We start from the raw sequence: 22,526 nt of genomic DNA on the forward strand, positions 1-22,526 counted from the left end.
CGATGGGTGTAACGTCCGCACGCCGTGCCAGCAGGGCCGGCGCCGAGATCGAGAGCAGGTGCGCAGGGCCCTTCGGCCCGACCTATGACCGGCACCCCACCTCCCGGCCCGCCCCGGGTGCAGACCAGGATCACCGTGCCCGACTCCAAGATCATGGTCAATCTGCTCGGCGCGGGCGACGAGATCCTGCGACTCGTCGAACGCTCGGTCGCCAGTGACGTGCACGTCCGGGGCAACGAGATCACGATCACCGGCGCCCCCGCGGACAACGCCCTCGCCGAGCGGGTCTTCAGTGAGCTGCTCGAACTCATCGAGAAAGGCGAGACCCTGACCACTGACGCCGTCCGGCGTACCGTCGGCATGCTCGAGCAGGGCAGCGCCGAGCGACCCGCCGAGGTCCTGACCCTCGACATCCTCTCCCGTCGCGGGCGCACCATCCGCCCCAAGACGCTCGGGCAGAAGCGGTACGTCGACGCGATCGACTCGAACACCATCGTCTTCGGCATCGGCCCGGCCGGCACCGGCAAGACCTACCTGGCGATGGCGAAGGCCGTCCAGGCGTTGCAGGCCAAGCAGGTCAACCGCATCATCCTGACCCGACCGGCGGTCGAGGCGGGGGAGCGGCTGGGCTTCCTGCCCGGCACGCTCAACGAGAAGATCGACCCGTACCTGCGCCCGCTCTACGACGCGCTGCACGACATGCTCGACCCCGAGTCGATCCCGAAGCTGATGGCCGCCGGGACGATCGAGGTCGCGCCCCTGGCGTACATGCGGGGCCGCACCCTCAACGACGCGTTCATCATCCTCGACGAGGCGCAGAACACGACGCCCGAGCAGATGAAGATGTTCCTCACCCGACTCGGCTTCAACTCCAAGATCGTCGTGACGGGTGACATCACCCAGGTGGACCTTCCCGGCGGGACGAGCAGCGGCCTGCGGGTGGTCCGGGAGATCCTGGAGAACGTCGACGACGTGCACTTCTCCCAGTTGTCCAGCTCCGACGTGGTTCGCCACCGGCTGGTCGGGGAGATCGTCGACGCGTACGCCCGCTGGGACGAGCGGGAGAACCAGCAGGCGCAGGGCGTCCACGCCGTTCCCGGGCGACCCGCCCAGGGCGGCCGGTCCGGCCGCCGCCGCTAAAGCAGAGGAAAGCAGTTGTCCATCGAGATCGCCAACGAGTCCGGTGTCGAGGTCGACACCGACGCCGTGCTCGCCGTCGCCCGGCACGCCCTCGACGAGATGGGGGTCAACCCCCTCGCCGAGCTCTCCGTGCTGCTTGTCGACATCGACTACATGACCGAGCTGAACCACCGCTGGATGGGTGGGGACGGCCCGACCGACGTGCTCGCCTTCCCGATGGACGAGGGGAGCGTCGACCACGGTCCGGGCGAGAGCGCCCCCGCCGGCGGCGAGCCGGCCCTGCTCGGTGACATCGTGCTGTGCCCCGAGGTCGCGGCCAAGCAGGCGGCGACCGCCGGGCACGCCTCGGCCGACGAGCTGCACCTGCTCACCGTGCACGGGGTCCTGCACCTGCTCGGCTACGACCACGCCGAGCCGGAGGAGGAGCGCGAGATGTTCGCTCTGCAGGCTCGACTGCTGGCGAGCTGGCGGTCGACCCGCACCCAGTGATGTCCACTCCCTTGTTACTCGCGGTCGGCCCCACGGCCGGCCTTCCCGACCTGCAACTGATCGTCTTCGCGGCGGGCCTGGTGGTGCTGGCCGGTGTCATCGCCATGACCGAGGCGGCGCTCGCCGCGGTCTCGCCCGCCCGGGCCGCCGAGCTGGCCCGCGACGGTGTGCGCGGCGCCCGGACCCTCCAGGTCGTGGCCGCGGACGTCGTCCGGCACCTCAACCTGCTGCTGTTGCTGCGGCTGCTCGCCGAGCTGACCGCCACCACGCTCGTGGCGTTGGTCGCGGTGGACAGCTTCGGCGCCGGCTGGCGTGCCGCGCTGGTCACCGCCGGCGCGATGACAGTGGTCAGCTTCGTGGTGGTAGGCGTCGCGCCGCGCACCATCGGCCGGCAGCACGCGTACGCGGTGGGCCGGGCGGTCGCGCCGTTGGTCCGCTGGCTGGGCCGCGCGCTCAACCCCCTCGCCTCGCTGCTCATCCTGATCGGCAACGCGGTCACCCCCGGGCGCGGCTTCCGCGAGGGGCCGTTCGCCAGCCAGGTGGAGCTGCGGGAGCTGGTGGACCTGGCCGAGCAGCGCGGCGTCGTGGAGCACGGCGAGCGTCAGATGATCCATTCGGTCTTCGCGCTCGGCGACACCATCGCCCGCGAGGTGATGGTTCCGCGTACCGAGATGGTGTGGATCGAGGAGGGCAAGACCCTCGCCCAGGCGTTGGTGCTCTTCCTGCGCTCGGGTTTCTCCCGCATCCCCGTGATCGGGGAGAGCGTCGACGACGTGCTCGGGGTGCTCTACCTCAAGGACCTGATCCGGCGGTCGCGGGGCGGCGACCCGGACGCCGAGCAGTTGCCGGTGGCCGAGCTGATGCGCCCCGCCACCTTCGTCCCGGAGTCCAAGCCGGTCGACGATCTGCTGTCGGAGATGCAGGCGGCCCGCAACCACCTGGTCATCGTTGTCGACGAGTACGGCGGCACCGGTGGTCTGGTCACCATCGAGGACATCCTGGAGGAGATCGTCGGTGAGATCACCGACGAGTACGATGTCGAACGCCCGCCGGTCGAACGCCTCGCGGACTCCTCGGTGCGGGTGACCGCCCGCCTGCCGGTGGAGAACCTGGGCGAGATGTTCGGCGCCGATCTGCCCACCGACGAGGTGGAGACGGTCGGTGGCCTGCTCGCCCAGTCGCTGGGACGGGTGCCGATCCCCGGAGCGCAGGCCGAGGTGGCTGGCCTCCGGCTGGTCGCCGAGGGCACCACGGGCCGGCGCAACCGGATCGACACCGTCCTGGTCAGCAGGGTGGAGTCGGGCGACGAGCAGGACAGCACCGGGCGCGGCGACAATGCCGGCCCCGGGGACGACCCGGATCATTACCGAGACGAGGAGAGGCAAGCCGCCGATGCCTGAGACACCCGCCGCGCCCGCCGCCCGGCCCACCCCCACCGCGCCGGGCCCGCTGAGCGCCGAGGACGGCAAGCTCGTCGTCCTGGCCCGGGGCGCCCGCGGGCGGGTCGGTGCCGTGGAAGGGGCCGCGGTCCGGGACTCCGACGGCCGGACGTACGCGGCGGCAAGCGTCGCGCTGCCCTCCCTGACCCTCACGGCGCTGCAGTTGGCGGTGGCCTCCGCCGTGGCCGCCGGTGCGGGCCGGTTGGAGGCGGCGGTGGTGGTGACCGAGGCGTCGACGCTGGACGGCGCCGGGCACGCCGCGGTCCGCGACCTCGCCGTGGACGCGCCGATCCACGTGGCCGCGCCGGACGGCACCGTGCTCGGCACGGTGACCCAGTGAGCCCCGTCCGGGATCCGGAGCCGCGTCCGTACCGGGCCGGGTTCGGCTGCTTCGTGGGGCGGCCCAACGCCGGCAAGTCCACCCTGACGAACGCCATCGTCGGCACCAAGATCGCGATCACCTCGAACAAGCCGCAGACCACCCGGCACGTCATCCGGGCGGTGCTGCACCGTCCGGAGTCGCAGCTGGTTCTGGTGGACACGCCGGGTCTGCACCGCCCCCGTACGCTGCTCGGCGAGCGCCTCAACGACCTGGTCCGCTCGACCTGGACCGAGGTCGACGTGATCGGCCTGTGCATCCCGGCGGACGAGCCGGTGGGGCGCGGCGACCGGTTCATCACCGGCGAGCTGGCCGAGCTGAAGGCGACGGTGCTGGCGGTGGTCACCAAGACCGACCTGGTGGACAAGCGCCGGCTGGCCGAGCAGCTGCTCGCGGTCAGCGAGCTGGGCGAGTTCGCCGAGATCGTGCCGGTGAGCGCCGTCTCCGGGCACCAGGTGGACACGCTCGTCGACGTGATGACCAAATATTTGCCGCCGTCGCCCCAGCTCTACCCGGACGACATGCTCACCGACGACCCGGAGCAGGTGATGGTCGCGGAGCTGATCCGGGAGGCGGCCCTGGAGGGCGTCCGCGACGAGCTGCCCCACTCCATCGCCGTGGTGGTCGAGGAGATGATCCCCGAGGGTCAGGTCATCAAGATCTACGCCGACCTGTACGTGGAACGGCCCAGCCAGAAGGCCATTGTTCTGGGTCACAAGGCGAGCCGGCTCAAGGAGGTCGGCACGACCGCCCGCCGGCAGATCGAGGAGCTGCTGGGCAGCCGGGTCTATCTCGACCTGCACGTGCGGGTCGCGAAGGACTGGCAGCGCGACCCGAGGCAGTTGCGCAAGCTGGGCTTCTAAGAGCGCCATCCGGCCGCCCTGCTGAGGGGCGGCCTGATCGTTCCCGGTCGGGGCCGTGGGCAGCTTCACGATCGGCCGGGGTCGGCGTCGTTTGGCGCACGGGCCGCGAAGGGTAGGGGAGGAAGCACCGCGTCCCCGATCCAGATGCAGGCTGATGCGCAACAGATACCTCGATCTGCTCCGTTTCCTGGCCATCGTCCGGGTGGTCGTCTACCACGTCACCGGCTGGGCGACGCTCACCCTCGTCTTCCCGGCCATGTCGGTGATGTTCGCGCTGGCCGGCTCGTTGATGGCTGCCTCGCTCGCCCGGTCCGGCCCGAGAGCGGTCGGCCGCCGGTTGCGCCGGCTGTTGCCGTCGCTGTGGGTGCTGGCGGCGGTCTTCGTGCCGGCCATGCTGCTCACCGGGCTGGCGCTGTCGCCCCGGGTGCTGCTGTGGCTGTTCCCGATCACCGATCCGCCGGCGAACAACTGGGGCGCCCTGGCGCTGAGCATCATCTGGTACCTGCGCGACTACCTGTGGTTCGTGCTCGCCTCGCCGGTCGCGCTCTGGCTGTTCCGCCGGGCCCCGCTGCCCACCCTGCTCGCCCCGTACGTGGTGCTGGTGACGATCGAGGTGGGGATCTACCCGGCGCCGCCGGTGGTGCGCGAGTTCGGGCTGTACTTCGGCGCCTGGCTGCTCGGCTTCGCCCACCACGCCGGAATGCTGCGTCGACTCACCGGCCGGGTGCTGTACCCGCTGTCGCTGGCCCTCGCGGTCGTCGGCGGGGCCTGGATCGTCACGCATCCCGGCCCCCGCGGGTACGACCTCAACGACAACCACCTCGGCAACGCGCTCTGGTCGGCCGCGTTCATCCTGGTCGTGCTGGGTCGGGCCCCGACCGGGGTGGCCTGGCTGGAGCGCAGCCGGCTGGCCGACCGGCTGGTGACCGTGTTCAACCGGCGGGCGCTGACCATCTACCTCTGGCACATGCCGTTCGTGGTGGCGCTCACCCCGCTGGTCGACGTGGTCGGCTGGTCGCACCAGGACCCGGTGGGGCTGGCCGTCCGGGTGCTGCTGGTCTTCGCACTTGTCGGTCTGGTCACCCTGGCCGTCGGCTGGGTCGAGGACGTCGCCGCCCGTCGCCGCCCGGAGCTGATTCCCGCCGGCTCGTCGCGCCCGACCGGCCCGCCGGCCCCCTCCGACCGTGGCCCGGCGGGTCGTCCCGACGTCGGCGAGACCGCCGTACGGGCGGCCGTGCCGGCGCAGCGGGTGCCCGGTGCGCCGGTGACCGTCGAGGTCAACGCTGGCTGATCGACACGTCTCCGCTGCCGGCCGAGCCGTCGAGCACCAGGGACGCGGCCGGGTCGTCGGCGACGGTGATCCGGGCGTCGCCGGAGCCGGTGCTGGAGCGGACCCGGTAGCTGCCGGCCGGCACCACCAGCGAGACGTCCCCGCTGGAGGCGTGCACACGCGCCGAGGCGGCGGTCTCCAGCTCGACGGTGACGTTGCCGGAGCCGGCCTCGGCGTCCGTCGTCCCGTCCACCCGGCGAGCCGTGATGTCACCGGAGCCGGCGCGCAGTCGTACTGCCGAACGGGCCTCGCTCAGCTCGATGTTGCCGGAGCCGGTCTCCACGTCGATCGCCCCGGCGACGTCGCTGATCCGCACGTCGCCCGAGCCCAGCCGCAGCTTCACCGCGCCGACCTTGGTCAGCTCGACGTCACCCGAGCCGCTCTCGCCCTGCACGGTCACGCCCTCGGGGACTGTCACCTCGTACGAGACGCTGCACCTGTCGCCGCAGTCGGTGTCCAGCACCAGCTCGCTGTCCTTGATCTCGTACCGGGCCTTGGGCTCGCCGCCCTGGTAGCGCACGACCCGCTTGATCCGTGCCTCGCCCGCCGTGCCGCCGCCTCGGACGATCACGTCTCCGGAGCCCCCCTGCACCCGGATGGTGCTGATCTTCACCGCCTCGGTGTTGTCGTAGTCGAGCCGGCGGAAGGACAGGTTGTCGCACCCGGCGAGCAGGATGAGGCCCGTGGCCAGCCCCAACGCGACGGGCGCGGCGGCGCGGCGACGACGGGCGGCGGTCATCTGGTGCAGTGCCATGGCGAGCACGCTACGGCCGGTGGCGAGCCTGGCGCATCGGGGTTCGTCCGCGCATCCACCCCGAACCGACCCTGATTTCAGACCCCGAGGGAGAATGGTCCGATGGCCGGGTACCGCCGACAGCTCTACCGCGACGACGCGGTGGTGCTGCGCGTGCAGAAGCTCGGCGAGTCCGACCGGATCATCACGCTGCTCACCCGCCGGCACGGCCGGCTGCGGGCGGTCGCCCGGGGGGTCCGGCGCACCATGAGCAAGTTCGGCGCCCGGCTGGAGCCGTTCGGTCACGTCGACCTTCAACTCGCCGGCGACCCCAAGGGCAACCACGGCAGCTCGCTGCACACGGTCAGCCAGGTCGAGGGCATCGAGCTGTACGGCAAGCGGTTCCTCGGCGACTATCCCCGCTACACGGCGGCCAGCGCGATCGCCGAGACCGCCGAGCGGCTGACGCCTGTCGAGCGGGAGCCGTCGCTGCGGCTGTTCCAGCTCACCGTGGGGGCGCTGAAGGCGCTGTCCCGGGGCGAGCACGCGACCACGCTGGTGCTCGACGCGTACCTGCTGCGCGGGATGGCTCTCGCGGGCTGGGCGCCGGCGCTGATCGCCTGCGCGGTCTGCGGCACCCCCGGGCGGCACCGCGCGTTCTCCGTGCCGGCCGGCGGCGCGGTCTGCCCGGACTGCCGGCCGCCCGGCGCGGCCCACCCCGCGCCGGCCACCATCGACCTGATGTCCGCGCTGACCACCGGCGACTGGGTGGTCGCCGACGCCACCGAGACGGGAGTACGCCGGGAGTGCAGTGGGCTGGTCGCGGCGCACCTCCAGTGGCATCTGGAACGCGCGCTACGCTCGCTGCCGCTGGTCGACCGGGGTCCCTCGGTCGCCGGCACGGTCCCGCCGCCGGGCGGCGGTGGGGCTGCGATGCTCCGGCCGCGCGGTGACGTCGAGGCCGGTGCGGACGGCACGAGCAGGGAGAGAGCCGAGTGATCCGATCGATGAGGTCCGGCCGGCGGGAGCCGACGCCACCGACCCCGCACCCGTCCGGTGCCCGGCCGCCGGCGCTGCCGAGCGAGGCGGTGCCCAAGCACGTCGCCGTCGTGATGGACGGCAACGGCCGGTGGGCCAAGGACCGCGGGTTGCCCCGCACCAAGGGCCACGAGGCGGGGGAGCACAGCCTCTTCGACACCATCGAGGGCGCGATCGAGATGGGCATCCCCTACCTGTCGGCGTACGCGTTCTCCACCGAGAACTGGCGGCGCTCGCCCGACGAGGTCCGGTTCCTGATGGGCTTCAACCGGGACGTGATCCGTCGACGCCGCGACCAGCTGGTCGACCTCGGCGTCCGGGTGGTCTGGTCGGGGCGGTCGGGGCGGTTGTGGAAGAGCGTCATCTCCGAGTTGCAGACCGCCGAGGAGATGTCCCGGGGCAACTCGACGCTGACCCTGCAGTTCTGCGTGAACTACGGCGGGCAGGCCGAGATCGGCGACGCCGCCGCGGCGATCGCCCGGGACGTGGCGGCCGGTCGACTGGACCCGTCGAAGGTCACCGAGAAGACCGTCGCGAAATACCTGTACCACCCGGAGATCCCGGAGGTGGACCTGTTCCTGCGGCCCTCCGGCGAGGAGCGGATCTCGAACTTCCTGCTCTGGCAGACCGCGTACGCCGAGCTGGTCTTCCTGGACACGCTCTGGCCGGACTTCGACCGCCGCCACCTGTGGTACGCGTGCGAGCTGTACGCCCAGCGGGACCGGCGGTTCGGCGGCGCGCTGCCCAACCCGGTGGCCCCGACGGTCTGAGCGGAGGCTTACCCGACGGTCACTCTGGGTACCAGCTACGTCAGAAGCCACTGACGGAGGTGAACCCACATGATCCAGAAGCGCATTGCCCAGTGGGCGGTGATGGCGATCGCGGTGCCAGTGGCCGCGGCCGGCGCCCGCCGCCTCAGCCACACCCTGGAGGCCCGGCGTGGTCCCTCCGGGGCGACCCGGCTGCTGACCAAGGGTGCGGATCTGATCCGCCCGCAGAAGGCCAAGCGCCGCCGGTTCTGGTAGTCCCCGACCCTCCCGCGCCGCCCCGCACACGACGTGCGGGGCGGCGCTGGCGTCTCACCCGGTCGGCGCGTCCAGGAAGCCAAATCGGTGCAGCACGCCCCGGTCGATCATGGAGTTGGGGTGGCCGGTTCGGCCGCATTCGCGACTTTCGTTCGCCACCACAACTCCATGATCGACGCGGCCGGGGAGGTGGCCGGGGAGGGTGGCCGGGGAGGGTGGGTGGGGTTGGTTGTTTCGGGGTTCGGGGAGGTGGGGGCAGGTAGGGTCCGGAGGTGGCGGGATGATGCGGTTGGGGGGGATATGCGGGATCTCCGGTATAAGATGATCATGGCGCTGAACGCGGCGGATCTGGGCGACCCGATCTGCGAACAGGTCGCCGAGATCTGCGCCGAGATCGCCGAGCAGCACTGCGCGGAGTTCGGTCACACGCCGCAGCTGCGTACCGGTGAGATCGCCGAGCTGGTCACCGGTGAGCCGGCCCTGACCTGGGCGCCGTCGACCCCCGAGACCGGGCAGCGTGCCTGGTGACCGCCCCCGCGCCGGCGGTCGACCTGCGTCGTGCCGAGGACCGGTTCGCCACCCGGATCTCCTGGTTGGATTCCAAGCACTCCTTCTCGTTCTCCCGGCACTACGACCCGGCCAACACCCACCACGGGCTGCTGCTGGTGAACAACGACGACGTGGTCCGGCCGGGCGCCGGCTTCGAGACCCACCCGCACGAGGACATGGAGATCGTCACCTGGGTGCTGCGCGGCTCCCTCGTGCACCAGGACTCCACCGGCCACTCCGGGGTGATCTACCCGGGCCTGGCGCAGCGGATGAGCGCCGGCACCGGCATCCTGCACTCGGAGAAGAACGACGCCTGGCGGCTCAACAACCAGGAGCCGCACAGCGACCCCGTGCACTTCGTGCAGATGTGGGTGCTCCCCGACGAGCAGGGCGTCGACCCCGGCTACGAGCAGTTGGAGATCGAGGACGAGTTGCTGCGCGGCGGCCTGGTGCCTGTCGCCTCCGGGATGGACCGCTACGACGGGGCGTCCGCGATCCGGATCTGCAACCGGTACGCCACCCTGCACGCCGCCCGACTCGGCCCGGGCGACGAGGTCACCCTCCCGGACGCGCCTTTCGTGCACCTGTACGTGCCGAACGGCACGGTGACCCTGGAGGACAGCGGCCCGCTCGGCACCGGCGACGCCGCCCGGCTCACCATGACCGGCGGCCGGCGGGTGACCGCCGACGAGCCGGCCGAGATCCTCGTCTGGGAGATGCACGCCACGGTCGCCTGACGGGTGCCCGCGTCGGCTCCCATGATCACGCTCGAACATGGATGTAGTGGCCTCCCGTGATCGGGAGGCCACTACATCATGGATCAAGCACGATCTTGCTGAGCGCGGTGCGCACGCGGGGCCAGGGCGCCGGTGCGTCGCGCGGGGGCGCTCCTGGTTACGCCGGGGACTCGGTCTTGTCGCCGGCCCAGGTGGTGTGGAACGAACCCTCGCGGTCGACGCGCTGGTAGGTGTGCGCGCCGAAGTTGTCCCGCAGGCCCTGGATCAGCGCGGCGGGTAGCCGCTCGGCGCGCAGCGCGTCGAAGTACGCCAACGACGACGAGAACGCGGGCGTCGGCACCCCCGCCCGGGCCGCGTCGGCCACGACCCGCCGCCAGCTCGGCACACCTGCCGCGACCGCCTCGGCGAAGTACGGTGCCACGAGCAGCGTCGGCAGGTCGGGCTGCTCGTCGTACGCCTCGCGGATGCGGTTCAGGAAGCGGGCGCGGATGATGCAGCCGCCCCGCCAGATGGTCGCCGTGCCGCCGAGGTCGATGTCCCAGTTGAACTCCTGGCTGCCGGCCCGGATGTGGTCGAAGCCCTGCGCGTACGCGACGATCTTGGAAGCGAGCAGCGCCCGGCGCACGTCCTCGACGAACGCGTCCCGGTCGGCGACCTGCCACGCCTCACCGGCGTCCGGGAACGCCCGCCGGGCGGCCTCGCGCTGGTCGACGTGACCCGACAGCGAGCGGGCGAACGTCGCCTCGGCGATGCCCGTGATCGGGATGCCCAGGTCGAGGGCGCTCTGCACCGTCCACCGGCCGGTGCCCTTCTGCTCGGCCCGGTCCTGCACGACGTCGACGAACGCGCGGCCGGTCGCCGCATCGGTGTGCGCGAGCACGTCGGCGGTGATCTCGATGAGGAAGGACTCCAGCTCGCCGCCGTTCCAGTCGCGGAAGATCTCCGCGATCTCCGCCGGCTTCGCGCCCAGGCCCGACCGGAGCAGGTCGTACGCCTCGGCGATGAGCTGCATGTCGGCGTACTCGATGCCGTTGTGCACCATCTTGACGAAGTGCCCGGCGCCGTCCGGCCCGACGTGCGTGCAGCACGGCTCGCCGTCGACGTGGGCGGCGATCTTCTCGAACATCGGCCCGAGCTTGGCGTACGACTCCTCCGAGCCGCCCGGCATGATGCTCGGCCCGAGCAGCGCGCCCTCCTCACCACCGGAGACGCCGGTGCCGCTGAAATGCAGCCCCTGCGCGCGCAGCGACTCCTCCCGGCGACGGGTGTCGGCGAAGTGGGCGTTGCCGCAGTCGACGATGATGTCGCCCTCCTCCAGCAGCGGCACCAGCTCGTCGATCACGGCGTCGGTGGGCGCACCGGCCTTGACCATCACGATCACCGCGCGGGGCCGTTCCAGCGACGCCACGAAGTCGGCCATCGACTCACCGGGCACGAAGGTGCCCTCGTCACCGTGCTCGGCGACGAGGCTGCGGGTGCGCTCCGGTGACCGGTTGTGCACCGCCACGGTAAAGCCGTTGCGGGCCAGGTTGCGGGCCAGGTTCCGGCCCATCACCGCCAGCCCGGTCACGCCGATCTGCGCCGTCGCCTGCTCAGCCATTCGTGCCGCCACCTCTCGCCGTCGAACTATCCTGCTGCGACCGTATCGCGGCGCGCGGGATCGTGGGCGGGTCGTCCCACGGCGGGTCACTGCCTGGTCGCGGCCCGTCCGCCCGGCGCGGCCACACCCTGACCGGCGGCCCGCTCACCCCTGGGACAGTCGATCCTCCACACGCGCCACCTTCGCGGTGAGCGCGTCGGTGACCCCGGGCCGGACGTCGGCCTTCAGGACGACACTCACCCGGGGCGCCTGCGCGGACACCACGTCGACAGCCCGCTTCACCACCGCCATCACCTCGTCCCACTCACCCTCCACGGTGGTGAACATGGCATCGGTCCGGTTGGGCAATCCGGACTCGCGGACCACCCGTACCGCCTCGGCAACCAGGTCACCCACGGAGTCGCCGGCGCCGAGCGGGGTGATCGAGAACGCGATCAGCATGCGCCGATCGTGCCAGGAAAATCGGGTGCGCGTCTCATCGGGCGGTGGTTAGGGTTCGGGCATGCGCAACTGACGCCCCACTTCCCGAGCCGGCCCGCCTCCCCGCGATCGCGGTCCGTGCGCTCCCGGGCGTCGCGCGTCCTCCTGCACCGTTCGGCGGTGGTGATTCGGCCCGATCCCCGGTGAGCAGTCCTTCCCGTTCGACCGTCGCGTTGCCACGGTCACCAGCCGATCCGACCGACCGCGGGAGCGCGGGACCGCCGGGACGGTCGGCACCGAAGGAGGCCCGGATGCCCGCCAGGCGCAATCCGAGAAAGACCCGTACGTCCGCACCGACGCCGCTGGGCATCGACCCGGCGGCCGGTCACGGCACAGCCCCGGCCCCGCCGGTCGAGTCTGCCGGCTCGACCGGGGCGGACCTGCCGGCTCGTCCCGACGCGCCGGCCCGGGCGGTCAAGTCCGCCCTGCCGGCCCCGGCAGTGGAACCGGTGCTGCCGGCCTTGGCGGTCCCAGCCGTGCCTCCGGTGGCCGACTCGTCGGTGACCGGACGACCTGGGGCGCCCCAGGCCGGGCCACCCCAGGCCGGCCGAGCCCGCTCGTTCGACGGCAAGAGCCAGCGAGCCGGGCAGCCGCGCCGCTACGCCTACCGACGCAGCTGACCCGCCCCCCGCCCCCGCCCCCGCGATCTTGCACTTTCTGTCGCTACATACCCACGCATTCGGGGTAAATCCACGACAGTAACTGCAAGATCGCGGGGACGGGGGTTGGCGTCAGCCGATCAGGGGACGGAAGGTGCCGAGGAGCACGCTCGTCGTCAGGGCCGCTCCGGCCAGCGCGGCCGCCCCGGCGATCAGCAGCGCGTCGGCGAGGCCGAAGCGCTGGCGCCGGGCGACGGTACGGGGTGTGTCGCCGTCGAAGCCGCGCGCGTCCATGGCGACGGCCAGCCGGGTGCCCCGACGGATCGCCCCGACCAGCAGCGCGAACGCCGTGGACGTGAACAGCCGCAGCTTCGCCACCGGATTGCGTCCGGCGTCGACGCCGCGTGCCCGCCGGGCCATGCTGATCATCTGCCATTCCTGACCGAGCAGCGGCACCAGCCGGAACGCGGCAAGCGACCCGACGGCGAACCGTGCCGGCGCCTTCGCGTTCTGGATCAGCGCGTCCGCCAGGTCGGTCGGGTCGGTGGTGGCGAAGACGATCACGCCGGGCAGGGCCACCGCGAAGACCCGCAGCACCAGGCCGAGAGCGGTGCGCAGCACGCCGGTGCTCACCAGCACCGGCCCGGCCTCCAGCAGCACCCGGCCGGACTGGTCGGCGGCGAAGAGCACCAGGGTGACCAGGATGCCGGTGGCGCTGAGCAGCAGGGGCAGGGCCCGCCGGGCCAGCACCCGGTAGCGGACGCCGAACAGCGGCAGGACGGCAAGTTCGACAGCGATGGCGATCGCCGGCGCCACCGGGTCGAGCGTCGCCAGCAGGACGAACGAGAAGACCAGCGCGGCGGCCACCTTCGCCACCGGGTTCCGCCGGGCCAGCGGGGCGCCGGGCGCGGCGACCGGCTCGATGCTGATCATCGGAGGTCACCTCGGGTGGACGCGGTCCCGCGCGACCCGGCAGCGCCGCCGACGTTGGTGCTCCGGGCGGTCACTGTCGCTCCAGGGTTACGGTGCGGTCGGCGAGCGCGGCGACGAAATCGAGGTCGTGGGTGACCGTGACCACGCCGTGGCCGGCGTCCCGCAGGTCGGCGAAGAGGTCGACCAACTCCCGCCAGGTCCGCCGGTCCTGCCCGAAGGTCGGTTCGTCGCAGATCAGCAGGCGGGGCGCCGTGGCCAGGGCCGTCGCCACGCTCAGCCGCCGCGCCTCCCCACCCGAGAGGGTGTACGGGTTGGCCGCCGCGAGTCGGGTCAGCCGCAGTCGTTCCAGCAGTTCCGCCACGGTCTCCCGGACGGCGGCCTCGGGTTGACCCGTCCGGCGTAGCCCGAGCGCCAGTTCGTCGAAGACGGTGCTCGTGACGAACTGGTGCTCCGGGTCCTGGAAGACCGATCCGATCCGTCGGGCCAGCGCGGGCGCTCGCCAGCGGTGCGGGGGAGCGCGGTGGTCGGCGCCGGCCAACTCGGCCGAGGCGGTGACGCGGCCGACGCCCGGTTTGAGCAGACCGCCGAGCAGCAGCGCCAGGGTGGACTTGCCGGCGCCGTTGGGCCCGCGTACGGCGAGTGCCTCTCCGGCGCGTACCGCCAGGTCGGTGGGGCCCAGCCGGGGCGGCAGGCCGAGCCGGTCGGCGGTGAGCAGCAGGTCGCCGGGGGTGGCGGCGGCCGTGCGGGGCGCGATGGGGTGACCGGGCACCCAGACGCCCTCGGCGGCGAGGGCGGCGCCGTGCGCGGCGAAGACCGCGTCGGGCGTCCCGTCCGCGCGGACCCCGCCGCCGGGCTCCAGGACGACCACCCGGTTCACAAGTGGCAGTGCCTCGGCGACCCGGTGTTCGACCAGGATCACTGTGGTGTCGGCGTCCAACGCGCCCGTCACCGCGCCCCGGACCAGCGCGGCTCCGTCCGGATCGAGGTTGGCGGTCGGCTCGTCGAGCAGCAGCAGGCCGGGCCGCAGGGCCAACGCGCCGGCCAGAGCCAGGCGTTGCTGCTCGCCGCCGGAGAGCGCGGCAGTGCTGCGGTCCCGGGGATACGGGAAACCGACCCGCCGCAGCGCCTCGTCGACCCGGGGCCAGATCTCGTCCGTCGGTACGCCCCGGTTCTCCAGCCCGAACGCGACGTCGTCGCCGCTGCGCGCCATCACCAACTGGGTCTGCGGGTCCTGAAAGACGATGCCGACCCGTTCCCGCGCCTTGCGGGGGTCGAGCCCGTCGATCTCGACGGTGCCCTCCTGCTCACCGGAATCGTCCGGCAGCAGCCCGGCCAGCGCGCTGAGCAGTGTGCTCTTGCCGGCCCCCGAGGGCCCGAGCAGCAGCACCCGCTCCCCGGCCTCGACCCGCAGATCCACTCCGCGCACAGCCCAGGCCCGCCGCCCGGCATGCCGCCAGCCGAACCCCCGCAGCAGCACCCCGCCCACCCGACACCCCCTTCCAACCACTCCCGGCCGTCTTCCCCGGCTCTTCCCGGCCGTCTTCCCGCCGGTGATCAAGAGGTTTGCGGCAGAATTCCGGCTTCCGTTGACGCGAACCTCTTGATCACGAGGACGGTTGCGCCCTCAGATGAGGGCGCGGTCCCGGCCTACCGGGAAGCGGTCCAGCGCGCCGGTGTTGGCCAGGGCGCGGGTCAGCAACCAGCCGCCCACGCCGGCGATGATCGTGGCGCTGACGATGGTGAGCAGGGCGTACGGGATGCGGTAGTCGCCCAGCGCGTAGTCGACGTTCCAGACGAAGAAGTCGAACAGCGCCGCGCTGAGACCGGTCAACGCGCCGGCCAGTACGGCGGTCGGCAGCCGGAACGACCGGTACCGGAAAGCGGCGAACGCCAGCTCGGCCCCGATGCCCTGCACGATGCCCTGGGGGATCACCGTGCCGGCCCACTGGCTGCCCAGCAGCGCGGAGACGACCGCGGCCACCGTCTCGCAGTAGAGCGCGGCGCCGGGCTTGCGGATGACCAGGCCGCCGACCACGGCCGGCAGCAGCCAGACACCGTAGATCAGCGTCTGTGCCGGCGGGAAGAAGGCGAACGCGCCCTCGGTGGCGCTCCAGACCAGGCCCCAGGCCCAGAAGATGACGCCGAAGGCGACCGCGATCACCGAGGCGACCACGATGTCGATGGTGCGCCAACGGCTTGTGGTGTTGTCCATGCTGTGCTCCCAGTTCAGTGGAACGAACCAGGAGAAGACGCACGCCGCGCGTCCGGTGGCACCGGACCCACGGCGCGGCTGGAGGTCGACCGAACTCCCTGCGCTGGCATTACCCAGATCAGGTTCGAGGGTCTGCGGGCGTGCCCGCACTCTCAGCGCTGTGCGCTCCCCTGTCGGATGTGAAGTTGTCTCGCTGACGCTAGCACCGACCAGGGGTAACAGCCCAGCAGGGCATCCGACCGCCCGCGCAGCCGGGCCGGCGTCCCGCCGCCTGGGTAGGCTGACGATCATGCAGGTCGACGCGCGAGGTCTCACGTTCGAGGTACGCACCGGCGGCCCCTCCGACGGCGTCCCCGTCCTCCTGCTGCACGGCTTCCCGCAGCACAGCGGGGAGTGGGACGAGGTCGTGCCGGCACTGCACGCCGCCGGGCTGCGCACGTACGCGCTGGACCAGCGGGGCTACTCGCCGGGTGCCCGGCCGGAGGCGGTGTCCGCGTACCGGGTTCCCGAACTGGTCGCCGACGTGGTGGCGGTGCTCGACGCGCTCGGTGTGGACGCCGTCCACCTGGTCGGCCACGACTGGGGCGCGATCGTGGCCTGGGCGGTGGCCGCCGCGCACCCCGAGCGGGTCCGTACGTTGACCGCGGTGTCCGTGCCGCACCCGGCGGCCATGGCGCACGCCCTGAGCACCGACCGGGAACAGAAGGCCCGCTCGTCGTACATCGCGCTGTTCCGCAAGCCGGGCAAGGCCGAGAAGGTGCTGCTCGCGTGGCACGCGACGGCGCTGCGCAAGATGCTCGGCGGGGTGGGCGACGCCTCCCGGGTGGACCGCTACGCCGACCCGATGCGGGCGCCGGGCGCGCTCACCGCCGCCCTGAACTGGTACCGGGCCATGTCCCGCGCCGACCTGGCCGCTGTCGGTCCGGTCGCCGTACCCACCACGTACGTCTGGAGCGACCGGGACATCGCCATCGGACGACCCGCCGCCGAGGCGTGCGCCGCCAACGTCACCGGCGACTACCGCTTCGTACCGCTGCCCGGGGTGAGCCACTGGATTCCGGACGCCGCACCCGCCGCGTTGGCCGAGGCGGTCCTGGCCCGGATCGCCGGGACGGCCTGAGCCGTGCCGGGCCGACGGGCGCCGGGCGGGCCGGCGGCAGGGGGAGAAGCGCCGTGACGGCGCCCGCCGGCGGGCTGGGCACCCGTCGCTCGATCGCCGCGCAGCTGCGCCTTCTGGGTGTACGCCCCGGCTCGACAGTGCTGGTGCACGCCGGGATGCGCCCGCTGGGCTTCGTCTGCGGTGGGCCGCAGGCGCTGGTGCTCGCCCTGCGCGACGCGCTCGGCCCGGACGGCACGATCGTGGTGCCCACCCACAACCCCGACAACAGTGACCCGGCGCAGTGGCGCAACCCGCCGGTGCCGGTGGACTGGTGGCAGTTGATCCGCGCCGAGATGCCGGGCTTCGACCCGGCGGTCACGCCGAGCCGGCACATGGGCGTGTTCGCCGAGACGGTCCGCTGCTGGCCCGACGCGCTGCGCAGCACGCATCCCCACGTGTCGTTCGCCGCGCTCGGGCCGACGGCCGAGCAGGTGGTGGCGGGGCACGAACTCGCCGACATGCTCGGCGAGGGCTCGCCGCTGGCCCGGCTCTACGACCTGGACGCCGACGTGCTCCTGATCGGTGTGGACCACAGCGTCAACACGTCGCTGCACCTGGCCGAGTACCGCAGTCCCAAGCCGGTGCGCGAGCGACTGGGCGCGGCGGCACGCACGGCCGACGGTGGCCGCGAGTGGGTGTGGTGGCAGGACGTCCGGCTCGACGCGGGCGACTTCGGCGCGTTGGGCCGGGACCTGGAGGCCATCGGGGCGGTGCGTACCGGCCCGGTGGGCGCCGGGACGGGGAGGTTGGTACGCCAGCGGGCAGCTGTCGACTTCGCCGTGCAGTGGATGGCCCGCAACCGGACGACGGAGGACGCATGAGTGTGAGCGCCGAGGACTACCTGGCCGTGGTGACCGAGACGATCGGCCGGGTGGCCGCCAGCCAGCGGGACGCGGTGGGGCGGGCCGCCGATCTGATCGCCGAAGCGGTACGCGCCGACGGGGTGGTGCACGCCTTCGGCACCGGGCACTCGGAGGCCCTCGCCATGGAGATCGCCGGCCGGGCGGGTGGCCTGGTGCCCACCAACCGGATCGCGCTGCGTGACCTGGTGCTGCTCGGCGGCGAACCGGCCGATCGTCTCGGGCCGCTGCTGGAGCGGGATCCGGCGGTGGCGCACCGACTCTGGGAGCTGGCCCCCGTACGCCCCGCCGACGTCTTCGTGCTCGCCTCGAACTCCGGGGTCAACGGCGCGATGGTCGAGTTCGCCACGCTGGTCAAGGAGCACGGCCACCCTCTGGTGGCGATCACCTCGGCGCAGCACTCCGGGCGGATGACGTCCCGCCACCCGTCCGGGCACAAGCTGGCCGACCTCGCCGACGTGGTGCTCGACAACGGCGCACCGTACGGCGACGCGACGCTGCCGCTGCCCGGCGGTGGCGCGGTCGGCGCGGTCTCCTCGATCACTGCGGCGCTGCTGGCGCAGCAGGTCACCGTGGAGGTCGTCGCCCGGTTGCTGGCAGCGGGGGAGCGGCCTCCGGTCTACCTCTCGGCGAACATCCCGGACGGCGACGCGCACAACACGGCGCTGGAAGCCCGGTACGCCGGCCGGATCCGCCGCGGCTCCTGACCCCCTCCCCGGCGGCGCGGGCGGCCGATGGCGCGACGGTATGCGGCCGGGCGCGGGCTGGCGGCGTGGCGCGGGCGATGGCCCGACGCGGGCGGGGCGGCGACGGTGTGGCGACCGGGCGATGACCGGCGGGCGGCCGGGAGATGGCCGGAACATGTCGTGAGTCTGTTTCGCGCTCGGCCGGGTGGGGCATTGGCGTTGCTGCCGGCGGCCGGGACCGCCGGCAGTACCGTCTGACCGGAGGTAGCGCGTGTCCAAGGAGACCGAGAAGCAGCGTTGGCAGCGCAACTTCGCCGACCTGTTGCAGGAGCTGCGGGTCGCCCAGACCGGTGTGCAGATCCTCTTCGCCTTCCTGCTCACCCTGCCGTTCAGCAACGGGTTCACCCGGACCAGCGAGTTCCAGCGGGACGTCTACATCGTCGCGCTGCTCGCCGCGGCCGCCGCCACCGCGTTGATCATCTCGCCGGTGGCGTTCCACCGGGCGCTGTTCCGTCAGGGGCGCAAGCCGGAGCTGGTCCGCTTCGCCCATCGGATGGCCACCGGCGGCCTCGCCTTCATGCTGATCGCGATGGTCAGCTCGGTGCTGCTGATCACCGACTTCGTGCTGGACCGGCCGGTCGCTTTCCTGCTCAGTGCGCTGACCGGGCTCTGGTTCCTCACCTTCTGGATGATCCTGCCGTTCGCCCGCCGCAGCTGGGGTGAGGACGACATCGACGACGAGGACGACGACCCGGACACGCTCACCGGCCGCTGACCGCGCCGGAGCGGCCTACGTCGATCCGTGCGCAGCGCTACCCCTGGGTAACAACCGGGGGTAGCGTGACGGTAGTCGCGCACGTCGACGCAGCCGCAACCGAGGTTCGAGGGGGCAGCCGTGACCACGACGCAGAACGGCCGACCGGCACCGGACGGCCCCGACTCCGAAGCCACGCCCGGCAGCACTGCGCCCGTTAGCGCCGCGCCCGGCAGCACTGCGGCCGGCAGTGCCGCGCCGTTGCCGGCGGAGGCGGGGCAGGTCTCCGAGAAGGAGGCCCGGCAGGTCGCCGAGGCCGCCCGGGAGTCCACCTGGGATCGACCCAGCTTCGGCAAGGAGCTGTTCCTCGGCCGGTTCCGGCTCGACCTCATCGACCCGTGGCCGCGCTCCGACCCCGACGACGTGGCCCGCGCCGAGGAGTTCCTTGGTCGGTTCCGCGCCTTTCTCAGCTCCGAAGTGGACGGCGCGGCCATCGAACGCGACGCCTCCATTCCGGACTCCGTCTTCCACGGGCTCGCCGACCTCGGCGCGTTCGGCATGAAAATCGACCGGAAGTACGGCGGCCTCGGTCTGAGCAACCTGCACTACTGCCGGGCGCTGATGCTGGCCGGCTCGGTCAGCCCGGCGATCGGCGCGCTGCTCTCGGCGCACCAGTCGATCGGGGTGCCGCAGCCGCTGAAGATGTTCGGCACCGCCGAGCAGAAGCAGCGCTTCCTGCCCCGGCTCGCCGCGGGCGAGGTCTCCGCTTTCCTGCTCACCGAGCCGGACGTGGGCTCCGACCCGGCCCGGCTCGCCACCACCGCCGAGCCGACCGAGGACGGCACCGGCTACCGACTCAACGGGGTCAAGCTCTGGGCCACCAACGGCATCGTCGCGACCCTGCTGGTGGTGATGGCCCGGGTGCCCGCCGCCGAGGGCCGGCGCGGCGGGATCACCGCGTTCGTGGTGGACGGCGACAGCGCGGGCATCACGGTGGAGCGGCGCAACGAGTTCGTCGGTCTGCGCGGTCTGGAGAACAGCCTGACCCGGTTCCACGACGTGTTCGTACCGGCGGAGAACGTCATCGGCGGTGAGGGCAAGGGCCTCAAGATCGCCCTAACCACGTTGAACACGGGCCGGCTCTCCCTGCCGGCCATGTGTGTGGGCGCCGGCAAGTGGTCGTTGAACGTCGCCCGGGGCTGGGCCGCCGACCGCGTCCAGTGGGGCCGGCCGGTGGGCGAGCACGAGGCGGTCGCCCAGAAGCTCTCCTTCATCGCCGCCACCACGTACGGCATGGAGACCATGCTCGACCTGTGCTGCCTGCTCGCCGACGACGACCGTAACGACATCCGGATCGAGGCGGCGCTGGTCAAGCTGTACGCCAGCGAGATGGCCTGGAAGATCGCCGACGAGCTGATCCAGATCCGGGGCGGGCGCGGCTACGAGACGGCCGACTCGTTGGCCGCCCGCGGCGAACGCCCGGCGAACGTCGAGCAGGTGCTCCGCGACCTGCGGATCAACCGGATCTTCGAGGGCTCGACCGAGATCATGCATCTGCTGATCGCCCGGGAGGCGGTCGACGCCCACCTCTCGGTGGCCGGCGACATCATCGACCCGGAGGCGGGGCTCGGCCGCAAGGCCCGCGCCGGCGCCCGTGCGGGCGCGTTCTACGCGAGGTGGCTGCCGACCCTCGCGGTCGGCAAGGGCCAGAGCCCGTCGTCGTACGCCGAGTTCGGCCCCCTGGCCGCGCACCTGCGCCAGGTGGAGCGGTCGTCGCGCAAGCTGGCCCGGTCGACGTTCTACGCGATGTCCCGCTGGCAGGGAAAGATGGAGCGCAAGCAGGCGTTCCTCGGGCGCGTGGTGGACATCGGCGCGGAGTTGTTCGCGATGTCCGCCGTCTGCGTCCGGGCGTCCGCCGAGCGGGACACGCGACCCGAGAACGTCGAGCTGGCCGACCTGTTCTGCCGGCAGGCCCGGGTTCGGGTGGACGCCCTGTTCACGGCACTCTGGGACAACACCGACTCCGTCGACACCGCAGCCGCCAAGCGGATCCTCGCCGGCCGCTACGCGGGCCTGGAGGAGGGGGTCATCACCCCGTCCGACGAGTTGCCCTGGGTGGCCCGCTGGTCGCCCGGCCCGTCCACCGCCGAGGACGTCCGCCGCCGCATCCCGCCGAAGCCGTAGCCCTTCCCGACCCGCCCGCTGCGTCGCCGTCGATCCTCGCCGCACTGGTGGTGTCGATCGCACCGCAAGATCGCGCTCGATCCTGGAAGTAGTGGCATCCCTCCAACCGCGAGGCCACTACTTCATGCTTCGAGCACGATCTTGTGGCGTGGCGTGGCGTGCCGTGGCGTGGCGTGGCGTGGCGTGCCGTGGCGTGGCGTGGCGTGGTGTGGCGTGGCTCGGCACGGCGTCGCTTGGCACAGCGTGGGGTTTCAGCGGGCGACCGCCCAGGCCAGCACCCCGGCCAGGATCAGACCGTTGAGCCCGGCCAGGGCGAGGTACGCCGCGGGTGGGATCTTCCTGCCCCGGCGGACGAGGGAGACCAGGACGGCGGCGTAGCCGAGCAGCAGTACGGCGATGACGATCAGGAAGTAGAACACCCGAAGACCTTAACGGCCCGATCGCCGCAGGTCCCGAGTCGGCGCGGCGCCACCGCACGGCACACCCCACGCGGAACGTCGTCCCGAGGGGCGCGACCGATCTCGTCGATCTTGCACTTTCGGTCGCTGACTTGTCCTGTTCTGCCCCTTATGCCGCGACAGAATCTGCAAGATCGCGGGTGCGGGGTGCGGGGTGCGGGGTGCGGGGTGCGGGGTGCGGGGTGCGGGGTGCGGGGTGCGGGGTGCGGGGTGCGGGGTGTGGGTGGGTTAGCGGCCTTTGTTGCGCAGGCCGAGTTGGCGTAGCTCCAGCGCGGCCAGGGCCTCGACGGTCTCGTCGTCGCCGCGTCGCCACGCCTCGGCGACGTCGGGCGCGATCCGGGTCAGCCGGCCCAGCGGCTGGGTGGCCAGCGCGCGTAGCGCGAGCAGGTCCCGCCCGGCCGGCCCGGCAGCCAGCTTCGCGGCCGATCCGGCCCGGCGCATCCACCGCAGCCGCAGCGGCAGCCAACCGAAGAGCACCAGCCCGAGCGGGAAGATCAGCACCGCGACGGTGAGGGCGAGGGCGAGCTGGTCGACCAGGTGCTGCTGCTCCCGGCCGGCGTCGGCGAGCCCGCGGGCGGCGTCGGCGGCCCGCTGGAAGGGCGCGGTCAGCTCGTCACCGACCAGCGGCACCCGCCGGACCTTGCCGCCGGCGTCGGCGAGGTTGTCGGCGAGGCCACCGCCGGCGCCCTCCAGCTTCTGTCCGGGTACGGCGAGCTTCTGCACCAGGTCGTGCAGCCAGAGCGCGGCGCGGATCGCGACGTACACCCAGGCGACGACGAGCAGGTCGGTGAGCAACTGTCGGACGGCGGTCGGAAACCGATCGGCGTAGATTTTCACGCCAGCAGCGTGCCACGAACGCGCCGGGACCGGCACCCGCCG

At 72.4% G+C, this 22,526-nt stretch carries 25 protein-coding genes and 1 riboswitch; of the genes, 17 read left to right on the plus strand and 8 right to left on the minus strand.

What is annotated here, in order from left to right; translation table 11 throughout:
- Window positions 1-84 precede the first annotated feature (84 nt).
- The 6 genes from AB0B39_RS30830 (at window position 85) to AB0B39_RS30855 (ending at window position 5,601) form a co-directional block, all read left to right on the plus strand.
- Window positions 85-1,140, plus strand: coding sequence for a PhoH family protein (locus AB0B39_RS30830; protein ID WP_234587214.1), 1,056 nt, complete (start codon window positions 85-87; stop codon window positions 1,138-1,140).
- A gap of 15 nt (window positions 1,141-1,155) precedes the next feature.
- A complete protein-coding gene (gene ybeY / locus AB0B39_RS30835) occupies window positions 1,156-1,629 on the plus strand; it encodes an rRNA maturation RNase YbeY (protein ID WP_007463954.1) in 474 nt (157 codons plus the stop codon).
- Window positions 1,605-3,029 (plus strand): hemolysin family protein, encoded by a 1,425-nt coding sequence (locus AB0B39_RS30840; protein WP_357498473.1) that lies wholly within the window; start codon window positions 1,605-1,607, stop codon window positions 3,027-3,029. Before ybeY ends, AB0B39_RS30840 begins: the two co-directional genes overlap by 25 nt.
- Window positions 3,022-3,408, plus strand: a complete 387-nt coding sequence (locus AB0B39_RS30845; protein WP_234587216.1) for a cytidine deaminase — start codon at window positions 3,022-3,024, stop codon at window positions 3,406-3,408. Before AB0B39_RS30840 ends, AB0B39_RS30845 begins: the two co-directional genes overlap by 8 nt.
- Window positions 3,405-4,310 (plus strand): GTPase Era, encoded by a 906-nt coding sequence (gene era / locus AB0B39_RS30850; RefSeq protein ID WP_234587218.1) that lies wholly within the window; start codon window positions 3,405-3,407, stop codon window positions 4,308-4,310. Before AB0B39_RS30845 ends, era begins: the two co-directional genes overlap by 4 nt.
- A gap of 154 nt (window positions 4,311-4,464) precedes the next feature.
- Window positions 4,465-5,601: an acyltransferase gene (locus AB0B39_RS30855; protein ID WP_357576055.1), complete on the plus strand. Its 1,137-nt coding sequence runs from the start codon at window positions 4,465-4,467 to the stop codon at window positions 5,599-5,601.
- On the opposite strand, the gene AB0B39_RS30860 is transcribed toward AB0B39_RS30855, so the two are convergent.
- Window positions 5,588-6,394 (minus strand): DUF4097 family beta strand repeat-containing protein, encoded by an 807-nt coding sequence (locus AB0B39_RS30860; protein WP_234587222.1) that lies wholly within the window; start codon window positions 6,392-6,394, stop codon window positions 5,588-5,590. The genes AB0B39_RS30855 and AB0B39_RS30860 overlap by 14 nt on opposite strands.
- 102 nt (window positions 6,395-6,496) lie before the next feature.
- Between AB0B39_RS30860 and recO the strand changes: the two genes are divergently transcribed.
- From recO to AB0B39_RS30885, 5 genes are all read left to right on the plus strand, one after another.
- Window positions 6,497-7,372 (plus strand): DNA repair protein RecO, encoded by an 876-nt coding sequence (gene recO, locus AB0B39_RS30865; RefSeq protein WP_355067065.1) that lies wholly within the window; start codon window positions 6,497-6,499, stop codon window positions 7,370-7,372.
- 8 nt (window positions 7,373-7,380) lie between these two features.
- On the plus strand, window positions 7,381-8,181 hold the full coding sequence (locus AB0B39_RS30870) for an isoprenyl transferase (RefSeq protein ID WP_234587293.1): 801 nt from the start codon (window positions 7,381-7,383) through the stop codon (window positions 8,179-8,181).
- Between the two features lie 69 nt (window positions 8,182-8,250).
- A complete protein-coding gene (locus AB0B39_RS30875) occupies window positions 8,251-8,436 on the plus strand; it encodes a hypothetical protein (protein WP_234587226.1) in 186 nt (61 codons plus the stop codon).
- Between the two features lie 327 nt (window positions 8,437-8,763).
- Window positions 8,764-8,964: a thioredoxin reductase gene (locus AB0B39_RS30880; RefSeq protein ID WP_234587228.1), complete on the plus strand. Its 201-nt coding sequence runs from the start codon at window positions 8,764-8,766 to the stop codon at window positions 8,962-8,964.
- Window positions 8,961-9,722: a pirin family protein gene (locus tag AB0B39_RS30885; protein ID WP_357576056.1), complete on the plus strand. Its 762-nt coding sequence runs from the start codon at window positions 8,961-8,963 to the stop codon at window positions 9,720-9,722. Before AB0B39_RS30880 ends, AB0B39_RS30885 begins: the two co-directional genes overlap by 4 nt.
- Before the next feature lie 157 nt (window positions 9,723-9,879).
- Here AB0B39_RS30885 and gndA read toward each other — a convergent pair whose 3' ends face one another.
- Entirely contained in the window at window positions 9,880-11,322 is a 1,443-nt protein-coding gene (gndA, locus tag AB0B39_RS30890) for an NADP-dependent phosphogluconate dehydrogenase (RefSeq protein WP_234587233.1), read from the minus strand.
- Window positions 11,323-11,466: 144 nt separating this feature from the next.
- Window positions 11,467-11,763: an MTH1187 family thiamine-binding protein gene (locus AB0B39_RS30895; RefSeq protein WP_357498432.1), complete on the minus strand. Its 297-nt coding sequence runs from the start codon at window positions 11,761-11,763 to the stop codon at window positions 11,467-11,469.
- Window positions 11,764-12,053: 290 nt separating this feature from the next.
- Between AB0B39_RS30895 and AB0B39_RS30900 the strand changes: the two genes are divergently transcribed.
- Window positions 12,054-12,422, plus strand: coding sequence for a hypothetical protein (locus tag AB0B39_RS30900; RefSeq protein WP_357576057.1), 369 nt, complete (start codon window positions 12,054-12,056; stop codon window positions 12,420-12,422).
- A gap of 111 nt (window positions 12,423-12,533) precedes the next feature.
- On the opposite strand, the gene AB0B39_RS30905 is transcribed toward AB0B39_RS30900, so the two are convergent.
- The 3 genes from AB0B39_RS30905 to AB0B39_RS30915 all read right to left on the minus strand — a co-directional run bounded on the left by AB0B39_RS30905 (window position 12,534) and on the right by AB0B39_RS30915 (window position 15,546).
- A complete protein-coding gene (locus AB0B39_RS30905; RefSeq protein WP_357576058.1) occupies window positions 12,534-13,334 on the minus strand; it encodes an energy-coupling factor transporter transmembrane component T in 801 nt (266 codons plus the stop codon).
- 70 nt (window positions 13,335-13,404) lie between these two features.
- A complete protein-coding gene (locus AB0B39_RS30910) occupies window positions 13,405-14,820 on the minus strand; it encodes an ABC transporter ATP-binding protein (RefSeq protein WP_357576059.1) in 1,416 nt (471 codons plus the stop codon).
- A 138-nt stretch (window positions 14,821-14,958) separates the two neighbouring features.
- Window positions 14,959-15,546, minus strand: coding sequence for an ECF transporter S component (locus AB0B39_RS30915; RefSeq protein WP_234587245.1), 588 nt, complete (start codon window positions 15,544-15,546; stop codon window positions 14,959-14,961).
- Window positions 15,547-15,623: 77 nt separating this feature from the next.
- Window positions 15,624-15,728: riboswitch (TPP riboswitch) on the minus strand.
- A gap of 107 nt (window positions 15,729-15,835) precedes the next feature.
- Here AB0B39_RS30915 and AB0B39_RS30920 point away from each other — a divergent pair.
- The 5 genes from AB0B39_RS30920 to AB0B39_RS30940 all read left to right on the plus strand — a co-directional run bounded on the left by AB0B39_RS30920 (window position 15,836) and on the right by AB0B39_RS30940 (window position 21,189).
- Window positions 15,836-16,666: an alpha/beta fold hydrolase gene (locus AB0B39_RS30920; protein ID WP_357576060.1), complete on the plus strand. Its 831-nt coding sequence runs from the start codon at window positions 15,836-15,838 to the stop codon at window positions 16,664-16,666.
- Between the two features lie 53 nt (window positions 16,667-16,719).
- Window positions 16,720-17,526, plus strand: coding sequence for an AAC(3) family N-acetyltransferase (locus AB0B39_RS30925; protein WP_357498440.1), 807 nt, complete (start codon window positions 16,720-16,722; stop codon window positions 17,524-17,526).
- Complete coding sequence (locus AB0B39_RS30930) at window positions 17,523-18,272, plus strand: SIS domain-containing protein (protein ID WP_234587252.1); 750 nt, start codon at window positions 17,523-17,525, stop codon at window positions 18,270-18,272. The genes AB0B39_RS30925 and AB0B39_RS30930 overlap by 4 nt, the downstream gene beginning before the upstream one ends.
- A 250-nt stretch (window positions 18,273-18,522) precedes the next feature.
- On the plus strand, window positions 18,523-19,026 hold the full coding sequence (locus AB0B39_RS30935; RefSeq protein ID WP_357576061.1) for a DUF6328 family protein: 504 nt from the start codon (window positions 18,523-18,525) through the stop codon (window positions 19,024-19,026).
- 120 nt (window positions 19,027-19,146) lie between these two features.
- Entirely contained in the window at window positions 19,147-21,189 is a 2,043-nt protein-coding gene (locus tag AB0B39_RS30940; protein WP_357498446.1) for an acyl-CoA dehydrogenase family protein, read from the plus strand.
- Between the two features lie 251 nt (window positions 21,190-21,440).
- Here AB0B39_RS30940 and AB0B39_RS30945 read toward each other — a convergent pair whose 3' ends face one another.
- Both AB0B39_RS30945 and AB0B39_RS30950 read right to left on the minus strand, forming a co-directional pair.
- The gene (locus AB0B39_RS30945; RefSeq protein WP_234587259.1) at window positions 21,441-21,608 is read right to left on the minus strand and encodes a hypothetical protein; all 168 of its coding nucleotides are present in this window, start codon (window positions 21,606-21,608) and stop codon (window positions 21,441-21,443) included.
- Window positions 21,609-21,875: 267 nt separating this feature from the next.
- Window positions 21,876-22,484 (minus strand): hypothetical protein, encoded by a 609-nt coding sequence (locus AB0B39_RS30950; RefSeq protein WP_357576062.1) that lies wholly within the window; start codon window positions 22,482-22,484, stop codon window positions 21,876-21,878.
- Window positions 22,485-22,526 lie beyond the last annotated feature (42 nt).

Source organism: Micromonospora sp. NPDC049114 (assembly GCF_040648635.1).
Classification (GTDB): domain Bacteria; phylum Actinomycetota; class Actinomycetes; order Mycobacteriales; family Micromonosporaceae; genus Micromonospora.